Origin of the sequence: Kitasatospora sp. NPDC056731, from assembly GCF_040687675.1 — a bacterium.
Classification (GTDB): Bacteria; Actinomycetota; Actinomycetes; order Streptomycetales; family Streptomycetaceae; genus Kitasatospora.
Genome location: NZ_JBFBNR010000002.1, coordinates 163,038 through 181,059 on the forward strand (window position 1 = coordinate 163,038; position 18,022 = coordinate 181,059).

Below are 18,022 nucleotides of genomic sequence, written 5' to 3' on the forward strand. Positions count from 1 at the left end.
GCGCGGCCGGTCCCGCTCAGCTCTCGGCCGACCACCCGCGTCTCAGCTCAGCTGACCACCCGGGGCAGCCGCAGGATCGGCAGCCCCGTCACTGCCACCACCCCGAGCTGCACCAGCAGCTCAGCACGTCCCCGTGCCCAGCCCGGGCAACACCGCAGCCGGCGGCGGCAGAGGAAGTGGACGCGGCCGCAGGACAACACTGGTGGACACCTCGGTGGGACAACCGCGAAACCCGCTGGCCAGAACGACTCCGGCGGACAGGCCGATGCGGAACCCACAGGCGGGCCCTGCTGAAGGGTCGACAGATTGTCGTCACCCGCAGTGACCGGGGCCCTGGGGACCAGTTTGGGACCACGACTGGTGAGCGCCTATGAGCGCCCGTGGGCGATAACAGACATCTATGCGTAGGCCTCGCCGCGGCCGCCGAAGTTCATCGCTGTGGCGTGGTCCCGTCCTTCCTTGAGCTGGACGACGAGCATCGGTCCGCCGCAGGTGGCGCACTGCGGCCAGGTAGTACCGGCGGGGGCCAGCGGCACGCCGCCGGTGCGGGTGGTCGGCGCGTCGGGCCCCGTGGTGCCCGCGTACGCCATCAGGGTCGTTGTCACAGGTGGCGACTGTACGACAGGCCGCTGACACCATCGCGGTGTCCCGTCCGACAGCGGCAGATGCTGCACGCCCGGGGCGACGTGAAAATTCTTGGAACTCGTGGCCCCGCAGCCGCCCGGAACGGTGCCTCAGACGCCCCTCAGGGGGCCGTGGCCGGATCGCGGCGGCAGTGCGCAGCCGTCCCGGCCGGGCGCTCGCGATTGCCCCTCAGGGGCCCGTCCGTGACCTCGCAAAACTGGCTCTGACCTGGTGTTTTCTCGGAAATCTCCTAGGCTGGGGGAGCTTTGTCGGGCACCTTCGGAGGGGGCATCATGGGCGAGGAATCAGAGGCGTACGGCGCCAGCAAGATCGTGGTTCTTGAGGGCCTGGAGGCCGTTCGGAAGCGGCCCGGGATGTACATCGGATCGGTCGGTGAGCGCGGCCTGCACTGCCTGGTGTTCGAGGCCGCCGAGTGGGCGCTGGACGAGACCCTCGGCGGCACCGCCAGCCGTGTGGAGATCACCCTCACCGCCGATGGTGGCGTCCGCGTCGCCGACGACGGCATGGGCCTCCCGGTCGAGCACGCAGCCCACAGCGACGGCCCTGCGCTGGAGACCCGGTTGACCGTGCTCTGCTGGGGGGCGCAGCCTGCCAACCGGCGCTCGCTGCTCGGCGGTTACTTCGGCGTGGGACTGGCCGTAGTCAACGCACTGTCGGGCCGCCTGACGGCCGAGGTGCGGCGCGACGGCGCCCGCTGGGTGCTGGAGTACGAGCGAGGCGTGGCTGTCGCGACGCCCGCCCACGCTGGACCGGCCGACGGCAGCGGGACCGCGATCACTTTCCGGCCGGATGCCGAGATCTTCGAGACGCTGGAGTTCTCGTTCGACGCGCTGGCCGAGCGTTTCAGGGAACTGGCCTTCCTGAACCGGGGCTTGGACGTCACTCTGACCGATGACCGCGACCCCGCGGCGCCCCGGGCCGTCCGCTTCCGGTTCCCGGGCGGACCGAGGGACCGCATCGTTGAGCAGGGCGCCGCCCCCCTCCACCCGGATGTGATCGGCTTCGAGCGCGAGTGCTCCGAAATGGAGGGGACTGTCGAGGTGGCTTTCCGTTGGTGCGACTCGCGCGAGGAGCGGGTTGCAAGCTACGTCAACAGCCGGCCGACCACCAACGGCGGCACGCACGAGCTCGGCTTCCGCGACGGCCTGGCGGCCGCGCTCAACGCCCATGCCCGCGAGCAGCAGTTGCTCATGCCGTCCGACCCCGACCTCACTCCCGCCCAGTTCGGCGCGGGCCTGACGGCGGTCGTGTCGGTGAAGCTCGATCTCCCCGAGTTCGAGGGGGCCACCCGCGACCGACTGGGCAGCGGGCCCGTCCGCGCCTGCGTCGCCGAGGCCGTCCGAGAGCACCTGGCCGCCTGGCTTCGCGCCAACCCGGCGCAGGCGACCGCCGTCCTCGCCCGGATCTCGATGACCACCCGCCGCTGACAGCACGCCGAAGACACCGAAGCCCAGGTCGGGGTTGGTCCCCGGCCTGGGCTTTTCGGTGGGCGCGGACGATCCCAACGACCCCACCAGCCACAGGGCGCGGCCGATCTCAAAACCCCGCAGGGCCGTGACCTACCGGCGACCGCCCCCCGCCCGGAGCGCCCGGGTGCTCCGGGGCGGATGGCGTGATCGGCCATGTTCCATGGCCCGAAAGTATCTTGATGATCAGTCACATCGGGTGAAAGCGTGGACACGTTCTGTGTTGATCGCGTGGCCGTCGGTAGCCCTTCGGCCACCCGGCATGAGGTGGAAGCTTGACGGAGACGCAGCACCTGGCGAAGGTCTACAGCGATCGCGCCTACGTGCACACCACGACCGTGCGGCACCAAGGCAGTACGGTCGCGTTCGCGATGGACGACCAACGGCGGATCGTCTACAGCGTTCTGGACCTGTCGCAGCACGACGAGGCGAAGGGCGAGGCGGACGCGGCGTACTGGTCGGAGGATCCGCTGGCGTTGCGCTTCCCGACGGAGGTGGCGAGGGTCGGCTACGCGGTGGCGGGCGCGGTGCGGATGCCCGTCGTCAAGCGCGGCGGCCGGGTCGAGGCGGACGCGGCGGAGCGGCTGGAGGACCAGGAGCTGGACCGGTTCCTGTCCAGCACCGCCCGGCTGGGAGCCGCCGCCCCCTTCCACGTCCTGTCCGACGGCACCCACGTGTACGTGCTGCGCCAGTCGGTGCGCGCCGACCACCCGGACGCGGTGTTCCGGCTCGCCGACGGCGCCGGTTCCTCGGGCGACCCGGCGCGCACCGACTACCTGGCCAAGGGCGGCGAGGGCAAGGTCGCGGCGGTCGACGCCACCTTGCTGTGCGACCGCTTCGTGCTGGCCGGCGGCGAGTTGAAGCCGGTGCTGGAGGTCCGCTACCGGCGCAGCCGGCACAAGGGCCGCCCGGACTCCGCCAAGGACAGCCTCGGCACGCAGGACATGGAGGGGCGGCCGTTCGTCGAACCGACCCAGGAGCTGTCCTTCGTCCACAACCTCTCCGAGGGCCGGTTCACCGCCCTGCTGGTGCCCACCGCCGTGCACGGCCGGGAGCGCTGGCAGCTCTTCGCGCACAACGACACCACGGGCCGGATCGACGGCTTCAGCGTCGAGCGCGGCCGGGACGGCCTGTTCAGCACCCAGGGCACCCAGGCCTGGACCAGCCCCGACCCGCGCCACCGGGACGCCGTCTACGAGAGCGCGCCCGGCACCTGCCCGTTCACCGGCCGTCCGCTGGTCCCCGCGGCGGGCGGGGGCGGCCGGGCCGGGACGGCGCTGCGCTTCGACGGCGTCGACGACGCGGCGGAGCTGCCGAGCAGCGCCCTCGAACTGGCCGACTCCGACTTCACGGTGGAGTTCTGGGCCCGGCGCACCGCCACCGGCGGCCGCGAGGACTTCCTGATCGGCCACGGCGCCTCCAAGGGCGTCCCACTGCGTACCCTGCACATCGGCTTCCGCCCGGACGACACCTTCACCTTCGCCTTCTTCCACGACGACCTGGACATCCCGCAGCGCACCACGGACACCGACTGGCACCACTGGGCCTGCGTCTTCGCCCGGGACACCCGCGAGCAGATCGTCTACCGCGACGGCGTCGAAGTCGGCCGCCGCACCACGGACATGCCGTACGCCGGCCTCGGCGGGCTCACGCTGGGGCGCGGCGCCCGCTCGTTCGGGCGCGGCGAGCTGGACGAGGTGCGGATCTGGCTCCGCCCTCGCAGCGGTCAGGAGATCGCCGCCGACCGCGGCCGCCGTCTGATCGGCAACGAACCCGGGCTGGCCGTCTACTACCGCTTCGACGAGGGCACCGGCACCACGCTGCACGACCAGACCGACCACGGCCGACACGCGAAGCTGAGCGGCGGCCCCGTCTGGGTCACCTCCGAGGCCCCCGTCGGCGAGGACTCCGGGGTGAGCCGCAGCAGCTTTACCTTCACCGGGCGCCGGGTGGTCTCCGGCCTGTCCGCGATGCTGCACCACCAGCAGGAGGCCGCGCCCGCCGGCTACGACCAGACGTCCAAGCCGGTCAAGCGCCAGGCCAGGGTGCTGCTGGCCTGCACCACCGGCGGCCCCGACCCGGTGACCGGCCAGGCCACCGACGAGGCCTACGTCGCCACCCTGGACCTGGGCGTGGGCCGGGACGGCCGGCTGGCTCAGGTCCCGGAGGAACTGGCCCTGCCGGTGCTGGCCGCGCCGGAGTCCAGCGGGAACGTGGACGCGGCCGGGGAGGTGGACGCCCAGGTGGCCCGGCTGACCCGGGACATCGCCGCCACCGAGGCCGAGATCACCCGCCTCCAGCTGGAGACCGCCGAGGTCCCCGACGTCGAGCGCCAACGCGCCGAGGCGCGCACCGAGTTGGAGAGCGACGTCACCTACTGGCGCTACCGGCTGCGGTTCAAGCTGCAGAAGGACGGCAAGGAGCAGTACCTCGCGGTGCAGGGCGACCGAAAGGACAGCGTCGCCCCGCTGGTGCGCACCGCCGACAGGCAGGCCGCGTCGACGGTCTGGACCTTCGAGCCGACCGGCACCACGCTCAACGGTTACCCCTGCTGCTTCGTCAGGAACGCCAACTCCGGACTCGACATGAACGTCGACAACCGGAGGACCGGCGACGACATCCCCCTGATCCAGTACCCCCGGGAGGCCGACAACGCCGCCACCCACTTCGCGCTCGACGGCTGGAACGGCAACAGCCTGGTGGCCCGGCACAGTTACAAGCTGATCGCGGCCCGGGACAGCCAGGGCGACCGCATCGTCCAGTACGACTACGCGGCGGCGAAGGCCTCCGGCGAGGGCGTCCTGATCCTGGAGCGGATCGGCAACTCGCTGAAGTCCAACCCCACCACCGACCGGCTGAGCCGGCAGATCTCCGAGCTCACCGAGCGCCTGGAACTCCTCGCCACCAAGCAGGACCGGCTCACCCAGCTGCGCCGCGACCTGACCGCCCAGCAGGCCGGCCTCGCTGCCAAGCAGGACGAACTGGGCCGGCTCACCGGCGGCGTGCGCGGCTCCGACGACATCGCCCTGCCGGTGCCGCAGCTCGCCGTCGACCGCACCGGGCTGAGCGGCTCCGGCGCGCTGCTGGGCTTCGCCCGCGCCGGCGACCGCCCGTTCCTGCTGGACAGTGCCACCGGCAACGTCGTGCTCTACTTCCGGGGCGGCAACGGGCAGTTCTTCGCCGCGTACTACGACAGCCAGGTGCTGCGCTCCTCCCGGCAGCTGGCCGCCGGCGGGCGGACGGTCTCCTTCATGGCCCGGGACGCGAACACCGACCTCACCGGGACCGCGATCACCGTCGAGGCCGGGGACGGCCCGACGCAGGTCACCCTCACCGTCCGGCACGACGGCCAGATCGAGAAGTGGTCGCACCTGCCCCGCCGGGCCGAGGACTTCGCCGCCGTGGTCAACGGCGCGGCCGAGCAGCCCGTGACGATCGCCACCGTGCTGCGGATCGACGGCGACGTGGTGCAGTTCACCGAGGGCACCCTCGCCCCGCTGTCCGGCCCCGGCTTCGTGACCGTCGGCGGCCACGGCTTCCGCTTCGAGGGCAGCCACCCCGCCGGATCGAAGTCCCTGCGCCTGGGCGCGGGCGCGGACCAGACCCTGCTGAAGCCCGGGATGAGCGTGCAGCGGGTGCGCTACGACCACCGCTGGTCCGAGTCCTCGCAGCCCGGCAGCGCCCTCGCGGAGGGCTCCCGGCTGATCACCGTCGACCCCGGGGGCCTGGCCGAACTGCCGCTGGGCAGCGCGGACGGCCTGGTGCGCGGCCACGGCGGGCGCTGGCGGGCCGACATGCCGGGCCGGGCCTACGCCTTCGACGGCAAGGGCCGCTTCCTGGCCCTGCCCGCCGGGCAGCTGCCCCGGGCGGCGACCCCGGGCGACCTCACCCTGGAGGCCTGGGTCAACCCGGAGCGGGTCGAGGGGCCGGTGCGGCTGCTGCACGCCAACGCCGGGGACACCCCGTACGGCCTCGGCCTGCTCGGCACCCAGGCGACCTCCGGGCTGGTCTTCGACGGCACGGACGACGCCGCCGTGGTGCCCGACGCCTTCGGCTTCGGCGACGGCGACTTCACGGTGGAGTTCTGGGCCCAGCGCACCAAGGTCGACAGTCGGCCGCACATGCTGCTCGGACACAGCGGCACCGAGGGACGCGCCAACGAGACCCTGCAGATCGGCTTCCGCAAGAACGGCTTCTTCACGTTCGCCTTCTACGACGACGACCTGGACACCACCAAGCGGTTCTCCGACACCAAGTGGCACCACTGGGCCTGCGTCTTCCAGCGGGAGACCCGCCAGCAGGTGATCTACCTGGACGGCCAGGAGATCGCCCGGCGCACCGCCAACGCCCCGTACCGCGGGCAGGGCCGGCTCTCGCTGGGCACCGTGCTGTGCTGGCCCGGCGACTTCGCCGCCGTCCGGCTGGACGAGGTCCGGCTCTGGTCCAAGGCGCGTGGCGGCGACGAGCTGCGGGCCGACCAGGGGCGGCGGCTGAGCGGCAACGAGGCAGGGCTGCTCGGCTACTGGACGTACACGGCGCCCGCTCCCGGCACCCCGGCCGTCCTGACCGACCGCTCCGGAAACAACCGGCACGCCGAACTGCGCGGCATGCCGAAGCCCGTCCCGGCCCGCTCGCCGATCGCCGACGCCGGCTGCCGGGCCGTCGCGGCCGTCGGCGACCGCCGGGTGGTCAGCCGGGAGACCTTCCCGCTGCGCGAGTGGAGCCACCTCGCCCTGGCCTACCAGCAGTCCTGGGCGGTCGAGTTGACCGGCGACGCCCACCTGGAGGTGCCGGACGACGACGCGCTGGACATCGCCGACGACCTCACCCTGGAGGTGTTCGCCCGCGTCGACCGCCTCGGCGAGACCCAGGGCCTGCTCTCCAAGGGCCGCACCGCCGACGGCATCGGCGGCAGCGTGCCCTACCGCCTGGCCGTCCTCCCGGACGGGCGGCTGGAGTTCGCCTTCGAGGAGCCCGACGGCCGGGCCGTGCGCTTCACCTCCACCGAGGGCGTGCGGGCCGGGCAGTTCCACCGCATCGCCGTGGTCCGCAAGGGCGGCCGCTCGATGCAGGAGCAGAAGGGCACCCGGCAGATCACCGCCACCGGCGTCGACGGCAAGCCCGTCACCCAGAGCGTCGAGCTGGTCGAGTCGCTCGCCGTGCGCGAGTGGCAGGACATCCGCTTCCACCTGGACGGCCGCGAGATCGGCGCCGGCCGCTACGAGGGCCCCGGGCCGCGCGGCAACGACGCGCCGCTGGAGCTCGGCCGGGCGCGCGAGGGCGCCACCGTCCAGCAGCTGACCGGGGTGCTCGCCGAAGTCCGGATCTGGGGCGCCGCCCGGGATGCCGCCCGGCTCGGCACCGCCGTCACCGCCCGCGACCGCGGCCTGGTCGCGCACTGGCGCTTCGAGGAGAACACGGGCAGCACCACGGCCGACGCCACCGGCTCGCACCCGGCCCGGCTGCGCGGCGCCCGCTGGGTCCGCAACCCCGACCCGCGCGGCAGCGTCTTCCGGCTGTACCGCAACGGCGTCGCCGTGGCCTGCGACCCGGCCGGCACCCCGGGCCTGCCCGACACCGCGGGCCTGCCCGCCACCCCGGGCCTGCCCGACACCGCCGCCTTCGCCGAGAACGGCGACCCGCAGCTCACCCTGGGCGCGGTGCTCAAGCGCGGCAAGCCCGCCCAGGCGTTCGAGGGCATGCTGGAGGAAGTGCGGATCTGGCGCACCGCCCGCACCCACGAGCAGCTGCTGGACAACCTGTTCACCCGGCTCAAGGGCGAGAAGGAGGAGCTGGTCGCCTACTGGCCGTTCGACCGGGACTCCACCGAGGCCCGCACCGCCCAGGTCCGCGACGAGGGCCTGCGCGGCAACCACCTGGAGTTCGGCCCGGAAGCCAGCCGCCCGCGCACGGTGCTGTCCAGCGCACCGGTCTCCAACGACGCCGCCCAGGTCCGATCGGCCCTGGCCGGCCTGCGCACCCCGTTCCACCAGAGCATCTCGGCCGCCCCGGCGGTCGCCGAGTACGCCGACATGCAGTACGGCTCGCGCGGCGAGGCGTTCGGCGTCCTCAAGCGCGCCTACAGCTACCTCCAGGACGGCCGCTGGCACCTGATCACCGGCTACAAGGTCGGCGAACTGGTCAGCGAGTGGGTCAGCCAGATCCAGTTCGACCCGCAGCTGATCGGCTACGTCGAGGGTGCCCCGCCGATCCCCTCGGAGAACCTCACCGCCGGCCTGACCGACCCGGGCAGCGACACCTTCGAGGGCGCCTCCACGGTCAAACTCACCGAGGCCGAACAGGTCGTCCGCTCGCTGTCCTCCGCCAAGGAGCGCAGCGTGGACGCCGCCTTCGGCTTCGCGCTCTCCAACGAGGTGGACGTCGACGTCTGGATGATCACCGCCCCGCTCGGCTTCGGCATCGCCAAGTCCATCGCCAAGGGCGGGGTCTCGGCGAGCGTGCGCGGCAACCTGGAGTTCTCCAACAGCTGGGCCGAGGACACCTCCGTCTCCCAGGGCGAGAACACCGCCCGGACCACCAAGGTCTCGCTCACCGGCCACTGGGAGGACCCGGGCAGGGTGCTCAACCCCACCGCCGGGCGGCGGTACGTCCCGGCCAACACCGGCTTCGCCGTCGTCCAGTCGCAGACCGCCGACGTCTTCGCGCTGCGCCTGGCGCACAGCGGCGCGCTGGTCGCCTACCGCATCCAGCCCAACCCGGACATCCCCAAGGACTGGAACGTCGTCCCCTTCCCGATCAACCCGCGCTACACCAAGCAGGGCACCCTGGACGGCACCGTCGGATTCGACGCCCGCGGCAAGGTCGCCGACCCCGACTACCAGGGGGCCCGCGACCGGGGCGAGTACAGCTACTTCAAGCCCCGCGAGGCGTACGCGCTCAAGCGCCGCATCCAGCGCGACCAGCAGCGCCTGCACAGCTACTACGACAGCGTCTCCACCGAGACCCACGCCCCCGACCCGCTCGCCCAGCGGGCCGGCCGGGTGCTCGGCGGCGCGATCGGCGCGGACGCCTCGCCGGCCCGCGGCCGGGACGCCACCGACAGCGCGACCGGGCAGGGCTTCTCCCGCCGCGACCTGGTCAACACCTACGTGTGGACGGCCGCCGGGGGCTTCTTCGCCGAAACCACCGAGACCACCGACGTGGTCAGCGAGACCACGGCCGGCTCGTACTCGCTCTCCGGCTCGGTGGGCACCTCGATCGGCACCTCCTTCCAGATCGCCGGCATCGGCATCGGCGCCCAGCTCGACGCCTCCGTCGGCGGCGGGATGACCACCACCCGGGCCCGCGGCAAGGAGGCCACCCGCTCCTTCGGCCTGGAGGTCGAGGTCGCGCCCAGCAGCAACCTCCAGAGCTACGACGGCGACCGCAACCCGGTCTTCGACCGCGACGGACAGCCCGTCAAGGTGCCCGGCAAGGTCGACGCCTACCGCTTCCTCAGCTTCTACCTCGGGGAGGACAGCGAGCACTTCGACAGCTTCTTCCACAAGGTCGTCGACCCCCTCTGGCTGGAGAACGGGCACGACCCCAACGCGGCGGCGCTGCGCCAGGCCCGCCAGTCGGACCGCAAGCCGCCGTGCTGGCGGGTCCTGCACCGGGTCACCTTCGTCAGCCGGGTCCTGCCCGACATCCCGCCGGCCGACGCGCCCCCGCTGGAGAAGGCGATGCGGCAGCTGGACGTGGAGAGCAACTACGAACTCGTCCGCCGCCTCGACCCGTACGTGAAGGGCGCGGCCACCGGCCTGGCCGAACTGGCCGAGGCCACCCGCACCACGCTGGCCCGGGAACTGCCGGAGCTGCTCCCGCACGCCGACGACGTGATCGGCTTCCTCGCGCAGTACTACGGCGTGGAGGCCTGAGCCCCGGGCCCTGGGACCTGGCACCTGGGCCCTGCACACGACCTGCCCGCTGATCGCCCCGGGGACGCGCCAGTCCCCGGGGCCAGGAGGTGTCGAGGAACTGGTGGTTGGTCAGCCTCATCGGTGAGGCGGCCGGGCGGTCCGGTCGACGACGCCTGTCAAGCCCGTTCGTTCGGCTGTCTCCTGCTCGGTGTGCTGCTCGTTCCCGAACCCGACGGGGCCGAGGACGTCGAGGCGTTTGCGGCTGCGCCGGGTGTTCCGGACCGCGTCGACGTCCTCGTCGGGGTGGCCAGGAGGATCGTGGCCAGGGTGAGGGCGGCGGCCAGCCAGGTGGTGGAGTGGAAGGCGTCGGTGAAGGCCTGGGCGGTTTGCGGGGAGGCGCCCGCGTCCAGCGGGGACGATGACGTGCCCGGGGGGAGGAGCAGCCGGTAGGCCACCGTGGTGACCGTGCCGAAGACGGCGATCCCCAGGCCGGCGCCGGCCTCGTAGGCGACGGACTCGATGCCCGCCGCCGCGCCTGCCTGGGAGGACGGCGCGGTGGTCATGATCAGGTTCGAGGCGACCATCTGGACCAGGCCGTGGCCGAACCCGATCAGGGCCAGTCCGAGCGGGACCACCGTGCCGGAGGCGACCAGGACGTATCCGGTCGCCGCGAGCAGCAGGCCGGCGGGCACGCCCGCGCGCGGTTGTCCCAGGCGGGAGAGGAGCAGTCCGCCCACCGGCCCCGCCACCGTCGCGGCCAACGGCATCGGGATCAGGTACAGCGCGGCGGCCTCCGCCGACAGCCCCTCGGCGATCTGCAGGTACTGCACCAGTTGGAGTTCGAAGCCGACCATCACCAGCACCGGCAGCACCGAGGCCACCACTCCGGCGCGCAGCCCGGGCAGCCGGAACAGGGACAGGTCCAGCATCGGGTGCGGCATCCGCTGCTGCCGTCGCACGAACAGCACCAGCGCGGTCAGGCCCGCCGCCGCCGGCAGTACCACTTCCGGGATGCCGACGCCGTCGTGGGTGAAGGCGATGATGGCGTAGGCGCAGCCCAGGAACCCCACCATCGAGAGCAGGGGCGAGGTGGCCTCCCACGGTTGCCGCTCGGACTCGACCTCGTTGCGCAGCAGCAGCGCCACGGCGGGCACGGCCAGTGCCACGACCGGCAGGTTGACCAGGAAGATCGAGCCCCACCAGAAGTGCTGGAGCAGGAAGCCGCCGGCCACCGGTCCCAGCGCCGAGGCGCCGGCGGCGACCGCGCTCCACGCCCCGATGGCCACCGCGTGGTCGCGGCCGTCGCCGAAGGCCTGCCGGATCAACGCCAGCGTGGCCGGGATGATCATCGACGCGCCGATCGCCAGCAGGGCCCGGGCACCGATCAGGGCCGGCGGACCGGGTGCCAGCGCGCACAGCGCCGAGGCCGCGCCGAAGACGGCCAACCCGGCCAGCAGCAGCCGCTTGTGCCCGATCCGGTCGCCCAACGGCCCGCTGACCAGCACCAGTCCGACCATCAGGAGCGAGTACACGTCGACCGCCCACAGCAGTTCGGTCGGGGACGCCCGCAGTTCGTGGGCGAGGGTCGGGACGGTGATGGTGAGGATGGTGACGTCCACGGCGGCGGGCAGGAAGCACAGCAGCACCACGGTCAGCACCAGCCAGCGCCGGGCCGTCCCGACCACGGGCAGCGGGCTGCTCACCGGTCGAGGTCCAGAGCCGTCCTGGCTCTGTCGATCAGGTCGTGCAGCTCGGCGAGGCTGGGGGCGTAGAACATGCAGCTCAGTCTGCCAGTTTGAAGGTCCGTCAGTTCGGTCGGGACCACGCCCCGGTCGGCGTGTCGGGGCGAGGCCACGAGCGGTCCGAGCAGGCGCAGCACTTCCGGCAGGTACAGCCCGGTCGGAAGGCCGTAGAAGTCGTAGTTGCCGACCGCGTGGGTGTCGAGGTAGCCGGGGCCGATGAGGTGCTCGCCGAATTCGTGCACGTGGCTCGACCCGGTACGGCGGGCGTTGAGGTCGTGCAGGTAGACGACGCCGTCGCGGGCGATCGCGTCGATGCCGAAGCGCCCGCGGTAGCCGCGCCGTTGCATCTCCTCGGCCAGCCGGAGTCCGCCCTCGGTCAGCGGGCGGTACCACCATGCGCGGCGCAGCTCGCGCGCGGTGACGTTGCCGCGCAGGTGCGTGGCGCCCTCGAACAGCATGTCGGTCGTGTAGCAGAGGTGGGGCGGGGCGTCCGCGGGCACCATGTACTCCACGGACGGGAAGGTGATGTCGCCGTGGAGGAACTCCTCGACGACCACCGGGTCCTCGTCGTAGAAGGTGCTCCCGGCCAGGCGTTCGGCGATGTCGTCGTCGCCGGGCCGGAAGATCAGCAGGCCGAGGCTCGCCTCGCCGCGGTCCGCCTTGACGATGCACGGTGTGCCGGTCGCGAGCATGTCCCGGACGGCGGCTGGCACGTCCTGCTTCCCGGCGCAGTGCGTACCGGGCGGGATGCGGCAGGGTCCGTCGGCCATGCCGAGGTCGGTGGCCAGGTCGCGCAGGCCGGTCTTGGTGTCCAGCAGGTCGCGCAGGGCCTGCTGCGGCGGGCTCTCCGGCAGCTCGGTCACCACGTCGTACCGGGTGCGCAGGGCCTCGGTGAACCGCCACAGGTCGGCGGTGGTGGTGTGCGGGATCAGCCGGAGTCTGCGGCCCGGCCCGGCGTGGGCGGCCACGGCGGCCATCAGCTCGGGATCGGCGAGCATGTCGGCGAACAGCGAGCCGGTGCGGCCCGCCGGGCTGAGGTTCACCACACCGTCGATCTCCAGGAACTTCCGCTGCCAGTCCAGGTCTCCGATCGGCTCGTAGGTGATGAGCATCTTGTCCAGTGGCCCCCAGAACAGGGCCTGGTCCTGTTGGGCGTAGCACTCCGACAGCAGCTCGTCGACGTCGTCGGCGCGGACGGCGAAGTCGCGCAGGGTGTCGACGGCGTTGCTCACGCAGAGGGTGGGCACGGTCATGTCTTCTCCTCGTGCAGCAGTCCGTTGTTCTGTGACACCAGGTCGACCGCGGCCGAGACCACGTGCCAGAAGAGCTCCTTGCCCAGGCCGGCGGTGGCGCCCGAAGTGCTCGACAGGACACCCTGGTTGGTCGTGCGGCTCACGTCGGCGGGGTGCAGGTAGATCCCCGGGCGGGGCGGGTCGGCGTGGTCGGGCCGTGCGGCCGAGACCAGGTCCGGGCGGAGGTAGAGCATCAGGCTGGTCTCGGTGATCCCCGCGTGCTCGGCGTGCCACCCCGGAAAGAGCGGCACCCGCCCGGCCAGCCAGTTGGTGTCGACCAGGCTCCACCAGCTCAGCGCGATGAACTCCTTGCCCGCGGCCGCCGGTCGTCGGCCCACCTCGTCGAGGGCCTCGAAGAGGAACGGCTCGTTCTCGAAGTGGCCGTTGACGACCAGCAGTCGGCGCCACGGCAGGGCGCACAACGACTCCAGCGCGTCCTCCAGGAAGGCCAGCAGGGACCGACCGCGCACGTAGACGGTGCCGGGGAAGGCCAGGCCGCCGCCGCTCTGCGGCAGCGACCGCGCCGCGATGGACTGCGCCGGCAGGGTCAGGGCGTTCAGCTCGTAGGCGATCTGCCGGGCGAACGCTTCGGCCAGCACGGTGTCCACGGACAGCGGCAGGTGCGGACCGTGCTGTTCGGTGGCTCCCACCGGCCACACCACGGTCCGCCCGGTGGTGGCCGCCAGGACGTCGGCGCTGCTCAGGTCGCACAGCTGCGGCCCGGCGCTGCGGGGGGTCATGGCTGCACCCGGCCGGATCGGTCCGCGCCGGTGACGGGTTCGAGGCCCCGGCCGGTGTTCCCCGCGCCGGTGGTCCCCGTTCCGGTGGTCTCGGCCACGATCCGGGCGAGCGTGGGGTACATGTCGGTGTGCAGCGCGGTGTACACCTGGGCCGCCACCGCGCCGACCGCCAGGTAGTCGTGCACGTCCCGGCCCGACTGCACGCCGCCGGAGGCCAGCACGGGCAGGGTGAACCCGGCCCGGCGCAGCTTCCACAGGGAGGCCAGCACGAGCGGCTTGATGCCCGGTCCGGAGTAGCCGAACACGCCGCCGAGTTGGAGGTCACCGGTCTGCGGGTGCACGGCGGCGGCGGGCAGGGTGTCGCTGATGGTCACCGCGTCGGCGCCGGCTCGGGCGGCGGCGAACGCCCGGGCGTGCAGGCCCTCCCCGCTGGCCAGCTTGACCGAGAACGGCACCCGCGTCGCAGCGCGGGTGGCCGCGGTGTAGGCGTGCACTCGCTCGGGGGTGTCGTCGAGGCCGTCCTCCTCATTGAGGCAGGAGATGCCCAGTTCCAGCGTCCGGCAGCCCGCCGCCTCCACGCGGGCCGCCAGCTCGGCGAGTTCCGCCGGGCTGTCGGCGTGCAGCGACGCGATGACCGGCAGCCCGTCCCGGGTCAGGTCGCGCAGGATGCGCACCCAGTGGTCGACGGACCGTTTGGAGTAGGTGGTGCTGTTGATCATTCCGGTGGGCAGTCTGACGAGGCGCTCGTCCAGGCCGATCGGCGGGTTGGGGTGGATGGTCTTGGTGACCACCGCGCCCGCGCCGGCGTCCAGCAGCCTGCGGATGTTGCGCTCCTGGTCGGTGAGCAGGCCGGAGCCGACCACGACCGGATTGGCCAGGTGCATTCCCAGCAGGTGGGTCGGGGCCGCCATGTCAGGCCGCCGCCCTGGTCCGGCCCAGCGCCGCGAGCACGCCGTCGACCAGCAGTGCCGGGTCCTTGGCGATCTCCTTGGCGGACAGGAACGTTGCGGCGGCGACCTGGGCGAGTCCCTTGAGCAGGTGGCTGGCCGACTCGGCGAAGGGCTGGTCGGTGATGCCCACGATGGGGCGGCCCAGCGCGCTGGCCCACCCCAGTTCGATGTGCGTGCCGTCCGTGCGCAGCAAGGTGCCGTCGAGCACCGGCAGGACCGGCACGAACACATCGCATTCGCGCATCCACGCGTAGTCGCGCACGGACACCTCCTCGGGGGTGAACGAAGCGGTGTCGGCACCGAATCGTTCGGCCACGTGTGCGGACAGCACGGTGGCGCCGGCCTGCCGCGACTGGTCGATGGTCAGTCTCAGGAAATCGTGGACCGGTGCCGCCATCCCGCCGGGCACCAAGGCGTGCTGGATCGGGCCGCCGACGAAAACGGTGACGCCGCGCAGGGCGTCCGGGGTGACTTTCATGAGGTTTCGAGGCTCCTTCGAAGGAGTCTGCCGACGGCCGTGCAAGGGGGCGGACTTCGGTCGGCAGGAACAGGAAGCAGAAGTGGTCAGCGCCATCAGCTGGTGCGCTTGCAGTGAACCGGGAGGGAGCCGGGTGCGAGGCCTGACGCTGCCGCCGGGGAGCCCGATGGCGTACCCGTTCCCGCGCTCTGCGTCCATCCAGACAAATGGACGACCTCAGGCTAGTTCGGGATGATTCACCAGGACAAGAAGCATATGCGCCAGACGGAGATGCGTCTCAAATCGCATAAAAGGTGCATAACTGCCGCTCGGCTGTCGATCCCGGCCCGCTCGGGAAGCGCGTTGCGGGCCGGTTTTCGCAGGTGTACGGACCATGTGCTCGGCAATGGCCGAATCGCCGTCGAACTAATGTGCAAAAGAATCGTCGATTCCGGCGCTCGAAGGTGCGTGGCGGGTAAATCGGCGACCATTGACAGGTGATAAAGCCTCGGCTAGCTTCGATAAAGCGTGGATGGCTGACGCCGGCCTGTATTCGATCAGCGTCGGCCCGCTTTCGGCCCGACCGTTTCCGCGATCTCACTCGCTTTCCCGCGCGCCGGATTCACGGTCGCCGCCTGTTCGAATGAACCCACCCAGAGGGGAAGTTCTGGTGAATCCTTTGCAGACCATCAAACGAATTCTGCACTCCGAGGTGCTGGTGGAGGTGCCGATCGACCGGATGCGACTCGACGACAGGCTCCGCGAGAATTACGGCATGGACTCGCTCGGTTTCGTGGAACTGCGCGTGCAGTGTGAAGAGGCGTTCGACATCAGCATCCCCGACGAGGCCGTCGCGGCGGGGGAGTTGTCCACCCTCGCCGATGTGCTGGCACTGGTCGAGCGGCTGTCGGGGGCCGACCGCCCCCCGGCCACCGCGTGAGCACGGCCCCGGTCGCCGGTGACGACCACGCCGGGGACCGGACCGGTGTGCTGTTGCGCGGCACGGACCTGCACCTCAACCACTACGGGTCGGCCCGGCTCCCGTTCGCCTGCGTGGGCGGCAGCGGCCTGCACCTCGACGTGGTCGACCTGAGCCGGGAACGCCGGGGCAGGCGGCTGCGGTTGCTGGACGCCAGCGGCGGCTACGCCAGCGCCACCCTGGGCGGCGACCACCCCGTCGTACGAGCGGCGCTGGCGCGCAGCACCGGAGTCGGCAACGTCACCGACGAACTGGGCTCGCTGGAACGGGCGGAGCTCCTCGACCGGCTCTTCGGCCCCGGCGGGTTGTGGACCGACTACTTCCCCGCAGGGCGATACCACGTCAGCGGACGCAACTCCGGCTCGGAGGGCAACGAGTTGGCGCTGCGGCTGGTGCTGGAGTCCCGCTTCGACGGCCGGCGGCTGTGCCACCGCCCGGGCAAGGAGCGGCGCGACACCATCCTCGCCTTCCATGGCGCCTGGCACGGCTGGACCAGTGGGCTGGTGCAGCTGCTCAACCGCAGGTACTACCGGGCCGGGCTGCCCGGCGCGGACACCGCCGGCCCGTACGGCGTCCGGGTCCACCACATCCCGTTCGGCGACCTCGACGCCCTGACGGAGTACTTCGCCGCGTCCGCCGACCGGCTGCTGGCCGTCGTGGTCGAACCGATCCAGGGCGACGCGGGCATCCTCGCGCCTCCGCCCGGATACCTGCGCGAACTCGCTCGGCGGTGCGCGGCCGACGGTGTACTGCTGGTGGCCGACGAGGTGCTGACGTTCGCCAAGACCGGCAGCTGGTTCGCCATGCGCGACGCGGACGGACCGGTGCCCACCGACATCACCGTCATCGGCAAGTTCCTGGGCATGGGCACGGTGTCCACCTCGATGGTGATCGCCCGCAAGGAGCTGGCCGTCCGCTCCTCCGGCGCCGTGACCACCTCCGACCTGCGGCCACCGAACTGTGCGGTGATCCGCGACGGCATCGAGCACATCGAGACCGAAGGGCTGCTGCGACGCTCGGCCGACGTCGGCGTGGACCTGGCCAAGCGTCTCGACGACGCCCTGGTGGGCCGCCACCCGGACGTGTTCACCGAGGTCCGCGGGAGCGGGGTCATGCTCGGCGTGGAACTGACCGCCGCGGCGGCGGACCGGATCGGCGCGCTGCGCCGGGAGTTGATCGAAGCGGGCGTGTACGCGGAGTTCATGGCGGGCGCGGGCAGACGCTCCGGCGGCCGGCGCTACGTCCATCCCACCCTGCGGATCGTGCTGCCGCTGATCACCACCGGGACGCAGGCCGACGAGATCGTGGACCGGGTGGCGGCCGGCGCCCGGGCCCTGTGGTGAGCGCGGGGTTCCGCACCCGGGTCGAGCACGTCGACACCGACGCGACCGGGATCGTGCACTTCTCCCGCTACACCTCGCTGATGGAGACCGCGGGCACCGAACACCTCGAAGCGCACGACGCGGGCCTGACCGCCTTCGGCGCGGCCGACGTCGACCTGGTGGTCGCCGATCTGCGGGTGACCTACCTCAACAGCGCCGTGTACCGCGACGTGATCATCGGGGACACCCGGGTCGACCACGTCGGCGCGGCCTGGTTCGCCCTCGCGGTACGTCTGCTGCGGGAGGAGCAGGACGGCACCCGCACCCCGCTGGTGGCCGGCGACCTCGTCTTCGCCGCCGTCGCCCCCGACACCCGGCGCGCGGTGCCCCTACCGGCACCGCTGCGACAGGCCCTGAGAGGAATCGTCCCGGATGCGACACCCGAACGAGTCGGCACCCCCGCCCACCCCGGTCCGCGAGGCACGTCCGCTGGGCACCTCGGCCATCGCCGCCCTGGTGCGCGGACGCCACCCCCGCCTGTTCATCGACCGGGTTCTGGACCATGAGCCC

Annotated in this window: 11 protein-coding genes; 5 read left to right on the top strand and 6 right to left on the bottom strand. The window is 72.2% G+C overall.

The window, feature by feature from the left end:
- Positions 1-398: 398 nt before the first annotated feature.
- Positions 399-605 carry a hypothetical protein gene (locus AB0R04_RS03065; protein WP_363367630.1) on the bottom strand — a complete coding sequence of 69 codons (207 nt, stop codon included), beginning with the start codon at positions 603-605 and terminating at the stop codon, positions 399-401.
- Positions 606-917: 312 nt separating this feature from the next.
- Between AB0R04_RS03065 and AB0R04_RS03070 the strand changes: the two genes are divergently transcribed.
- The gene (locus AB0R04_RS03070; protein ID WP_363367632.1) at positions 918-2,072 is read left to right on the top strand and encodes an ATP-binding protein; all 1,155 of its coding nucleotides are present in this window, start codon (positions 918-920) and stop codon (positions 2,070-2,072) included.
- Between the two features lie 314 nt (positions 2,073-2,386).
- Positions 2,387-9,988 (top strand): LamG-like jellyroll fold domain-containing protein, encoded by a 7,602-nt coding sequence (locus tag AB0R04_RS03075; protein ID WP_363367634.1) that lies wholly within the window; start codon positions 2,387-2,389, stop codon positions 9,986-9,988.
- A 158-nt stretch (positions 9,989-10,146) separates the two neighbouring features.
- Here AB0R04_RS03075 and AB0R04_RS03080 read toward each other — a convergent pair whose 3' ends face one another.
- Genes AB0R04_RS03080 through AB0R04_RS03100 form a run of 5 tightly spaced genes read right to left on the bottom strand, consistent with a single transcriptional unit; the run spans position 10,147 to position 15,172 of the window.
- On the bottom strand, positions 10,147-11,673 hold the full coding sequence (locus AB0R04_RS03080) for an MFS transporter (RefSeq protein ID WP_363367636.1): 1,527 nt from the start codon (positions 11,671-11,673) through the stop codon (positions 10,147-10,149).
- Complete coding sequence (locus tag AB0R04_RS03085) at positions 11,670-12,965, bottom strand: hypothetical protein (RefSeq protein ID WP_363367638.1); 1,296 nt, start codon at positions 12,963-12,965, stop codon at positions 11,670-11,672. The genes AB0R04_RS03080 and AB0R04_RS03085 overlap by 4 nt, the downstream gene beginning before the upstream one ends.
- Positions 12,962-13,744, bottom strand: a complete 783-nt coding sequence (locus AB0R04_RS03090) for a creatininase family protein (RefSeq protein ID WP_363367640.1) — start codon at positions 13,742-13,744, stop codon at positions 12,962-12,964. Before AB0R04_RS03090 ends, AB0R04_RS03085 begins: the two co-directional genes overlap by 4 nt.
- A complete protein-coding gene (locus AB0R04_RS03095) occupies positions 13,741-14,655 on the bottom strand; it encodes a dihydroorotate dehydrogenase (protein WP_363367642.1) in 915 nt (304 codons plus the stop codon). Before AB0R04_RS03095 ends, AB0R04_RS03090 begins: the two co-directional genes overlap by 4 nt.
- A 1-nt stretch (position 14,656) precedes the next feature.
- Complete coding sequence (locus AB0R04_RS03100) at positions 14,657-15,172, bottom strand: hypothetical protein (RefSeq protein WP_363367644.1); 516 nt, start codon at positions 15,170-15,172, stop codon at positions 14,657-14,659.
- Between the two features lie 511 nt (positions 15,173-15,683).
- Here AB0R04_RS03100 and AB0R04_RS03105 point away from each other — a divergent pair.
- The 3 genes from AB0R04_RS03105 to AB0R04_RS03115 are packed head-to-tail and all read left to right on the top strand — an operon-like array spanning position 15,684 to position 18,018.
- The gene (locus tag AB0R04_RS03105) at positions 15,684-16,091 is read left to right on the top strand and encodes an acyl carrier protein (RefSeq protein WP_363367645.1); all 408 of its coding nucleotides are present in this window, start codon (positions 15,684-15,686) and stop codon (positions 16,089-16,091) included.
- A complete protein-coding gene (locus AB0R04_RS03110; RefSeq protein WP_363367647.1) occupies positions 16,088-17,473 on the top strand; it encodes an aminotransferase class III-fold pyridoxal phosphate-dependent enzyme in 1,386 nt (461 codons plus the stop codon). Before AB0R04_RS03105 ends, AB0R04_RS03110 begins: the two co-directional genes overlap by 4 nt.
- Complete coding sequence (locus tag AB0R04_RS03115; RefSeq protein WP_363367649.1) at positions 17,470-18,018, top strand: thioesterase family protein; 549 nt, start codon at positions 17,470-17,472, stop codon at positions 18,016-18,018. The genes AB0R04_RS03110 and AB0R04_RS03115 overlap by 4 nt, the downstream gene beginning before the upstream one ends.
- Positions 18,019-18,022 lie beyond the last annotated feature (4 nt).

Bases quoted from the DNA above. Each gene is read 5' to 3' on its own strand.
- AB0R04_RS03085 (WP_363367638.1), bottom strand. From the start codon at position 12,965: ATGACCGTGCCCACCCTCTGCGTGAGCAACGCCGTCGACACCCTGCGC.
- AB0R04_RS03105 (WP_363367645.1), top strand. From the start codon at position 15,684: ATGGCTGACGCCGGCCTGTATTCGATCAGCGTCGGCCCGCTTTCGGCC.
- AB0R04_RS03090 (WP_363367640.1), bottom strand. From the start codon at position 13,744: ATGACCCCCCGCAGCGCCGGGCCGCAGCTGTGCGACCTGAGCAGCGCC.
- AB0R04_RS03095 (WP_363367642.1), bottom strand. From the start codon at position 14,655: ATGGCGGCCCCGACCCACCTGCTGGGAATGCACCTGGCCAATCCGGTC.
- AB0R04_RS03070 (WP_363367632.1), top strand. From the start codon at position 918: ATGGGCGAGGAATCAGAGGCGTACGGCGCCAGCAAGATCGTGGTTCTT.
- AB0R04_RS03100 (WP_363367644.1), bottom strand. From the start codon at position 15,172: ATGAAAGTCACCCCGGACGCCCTGCGCGGCGTCACCGTTTTCGTCGGC.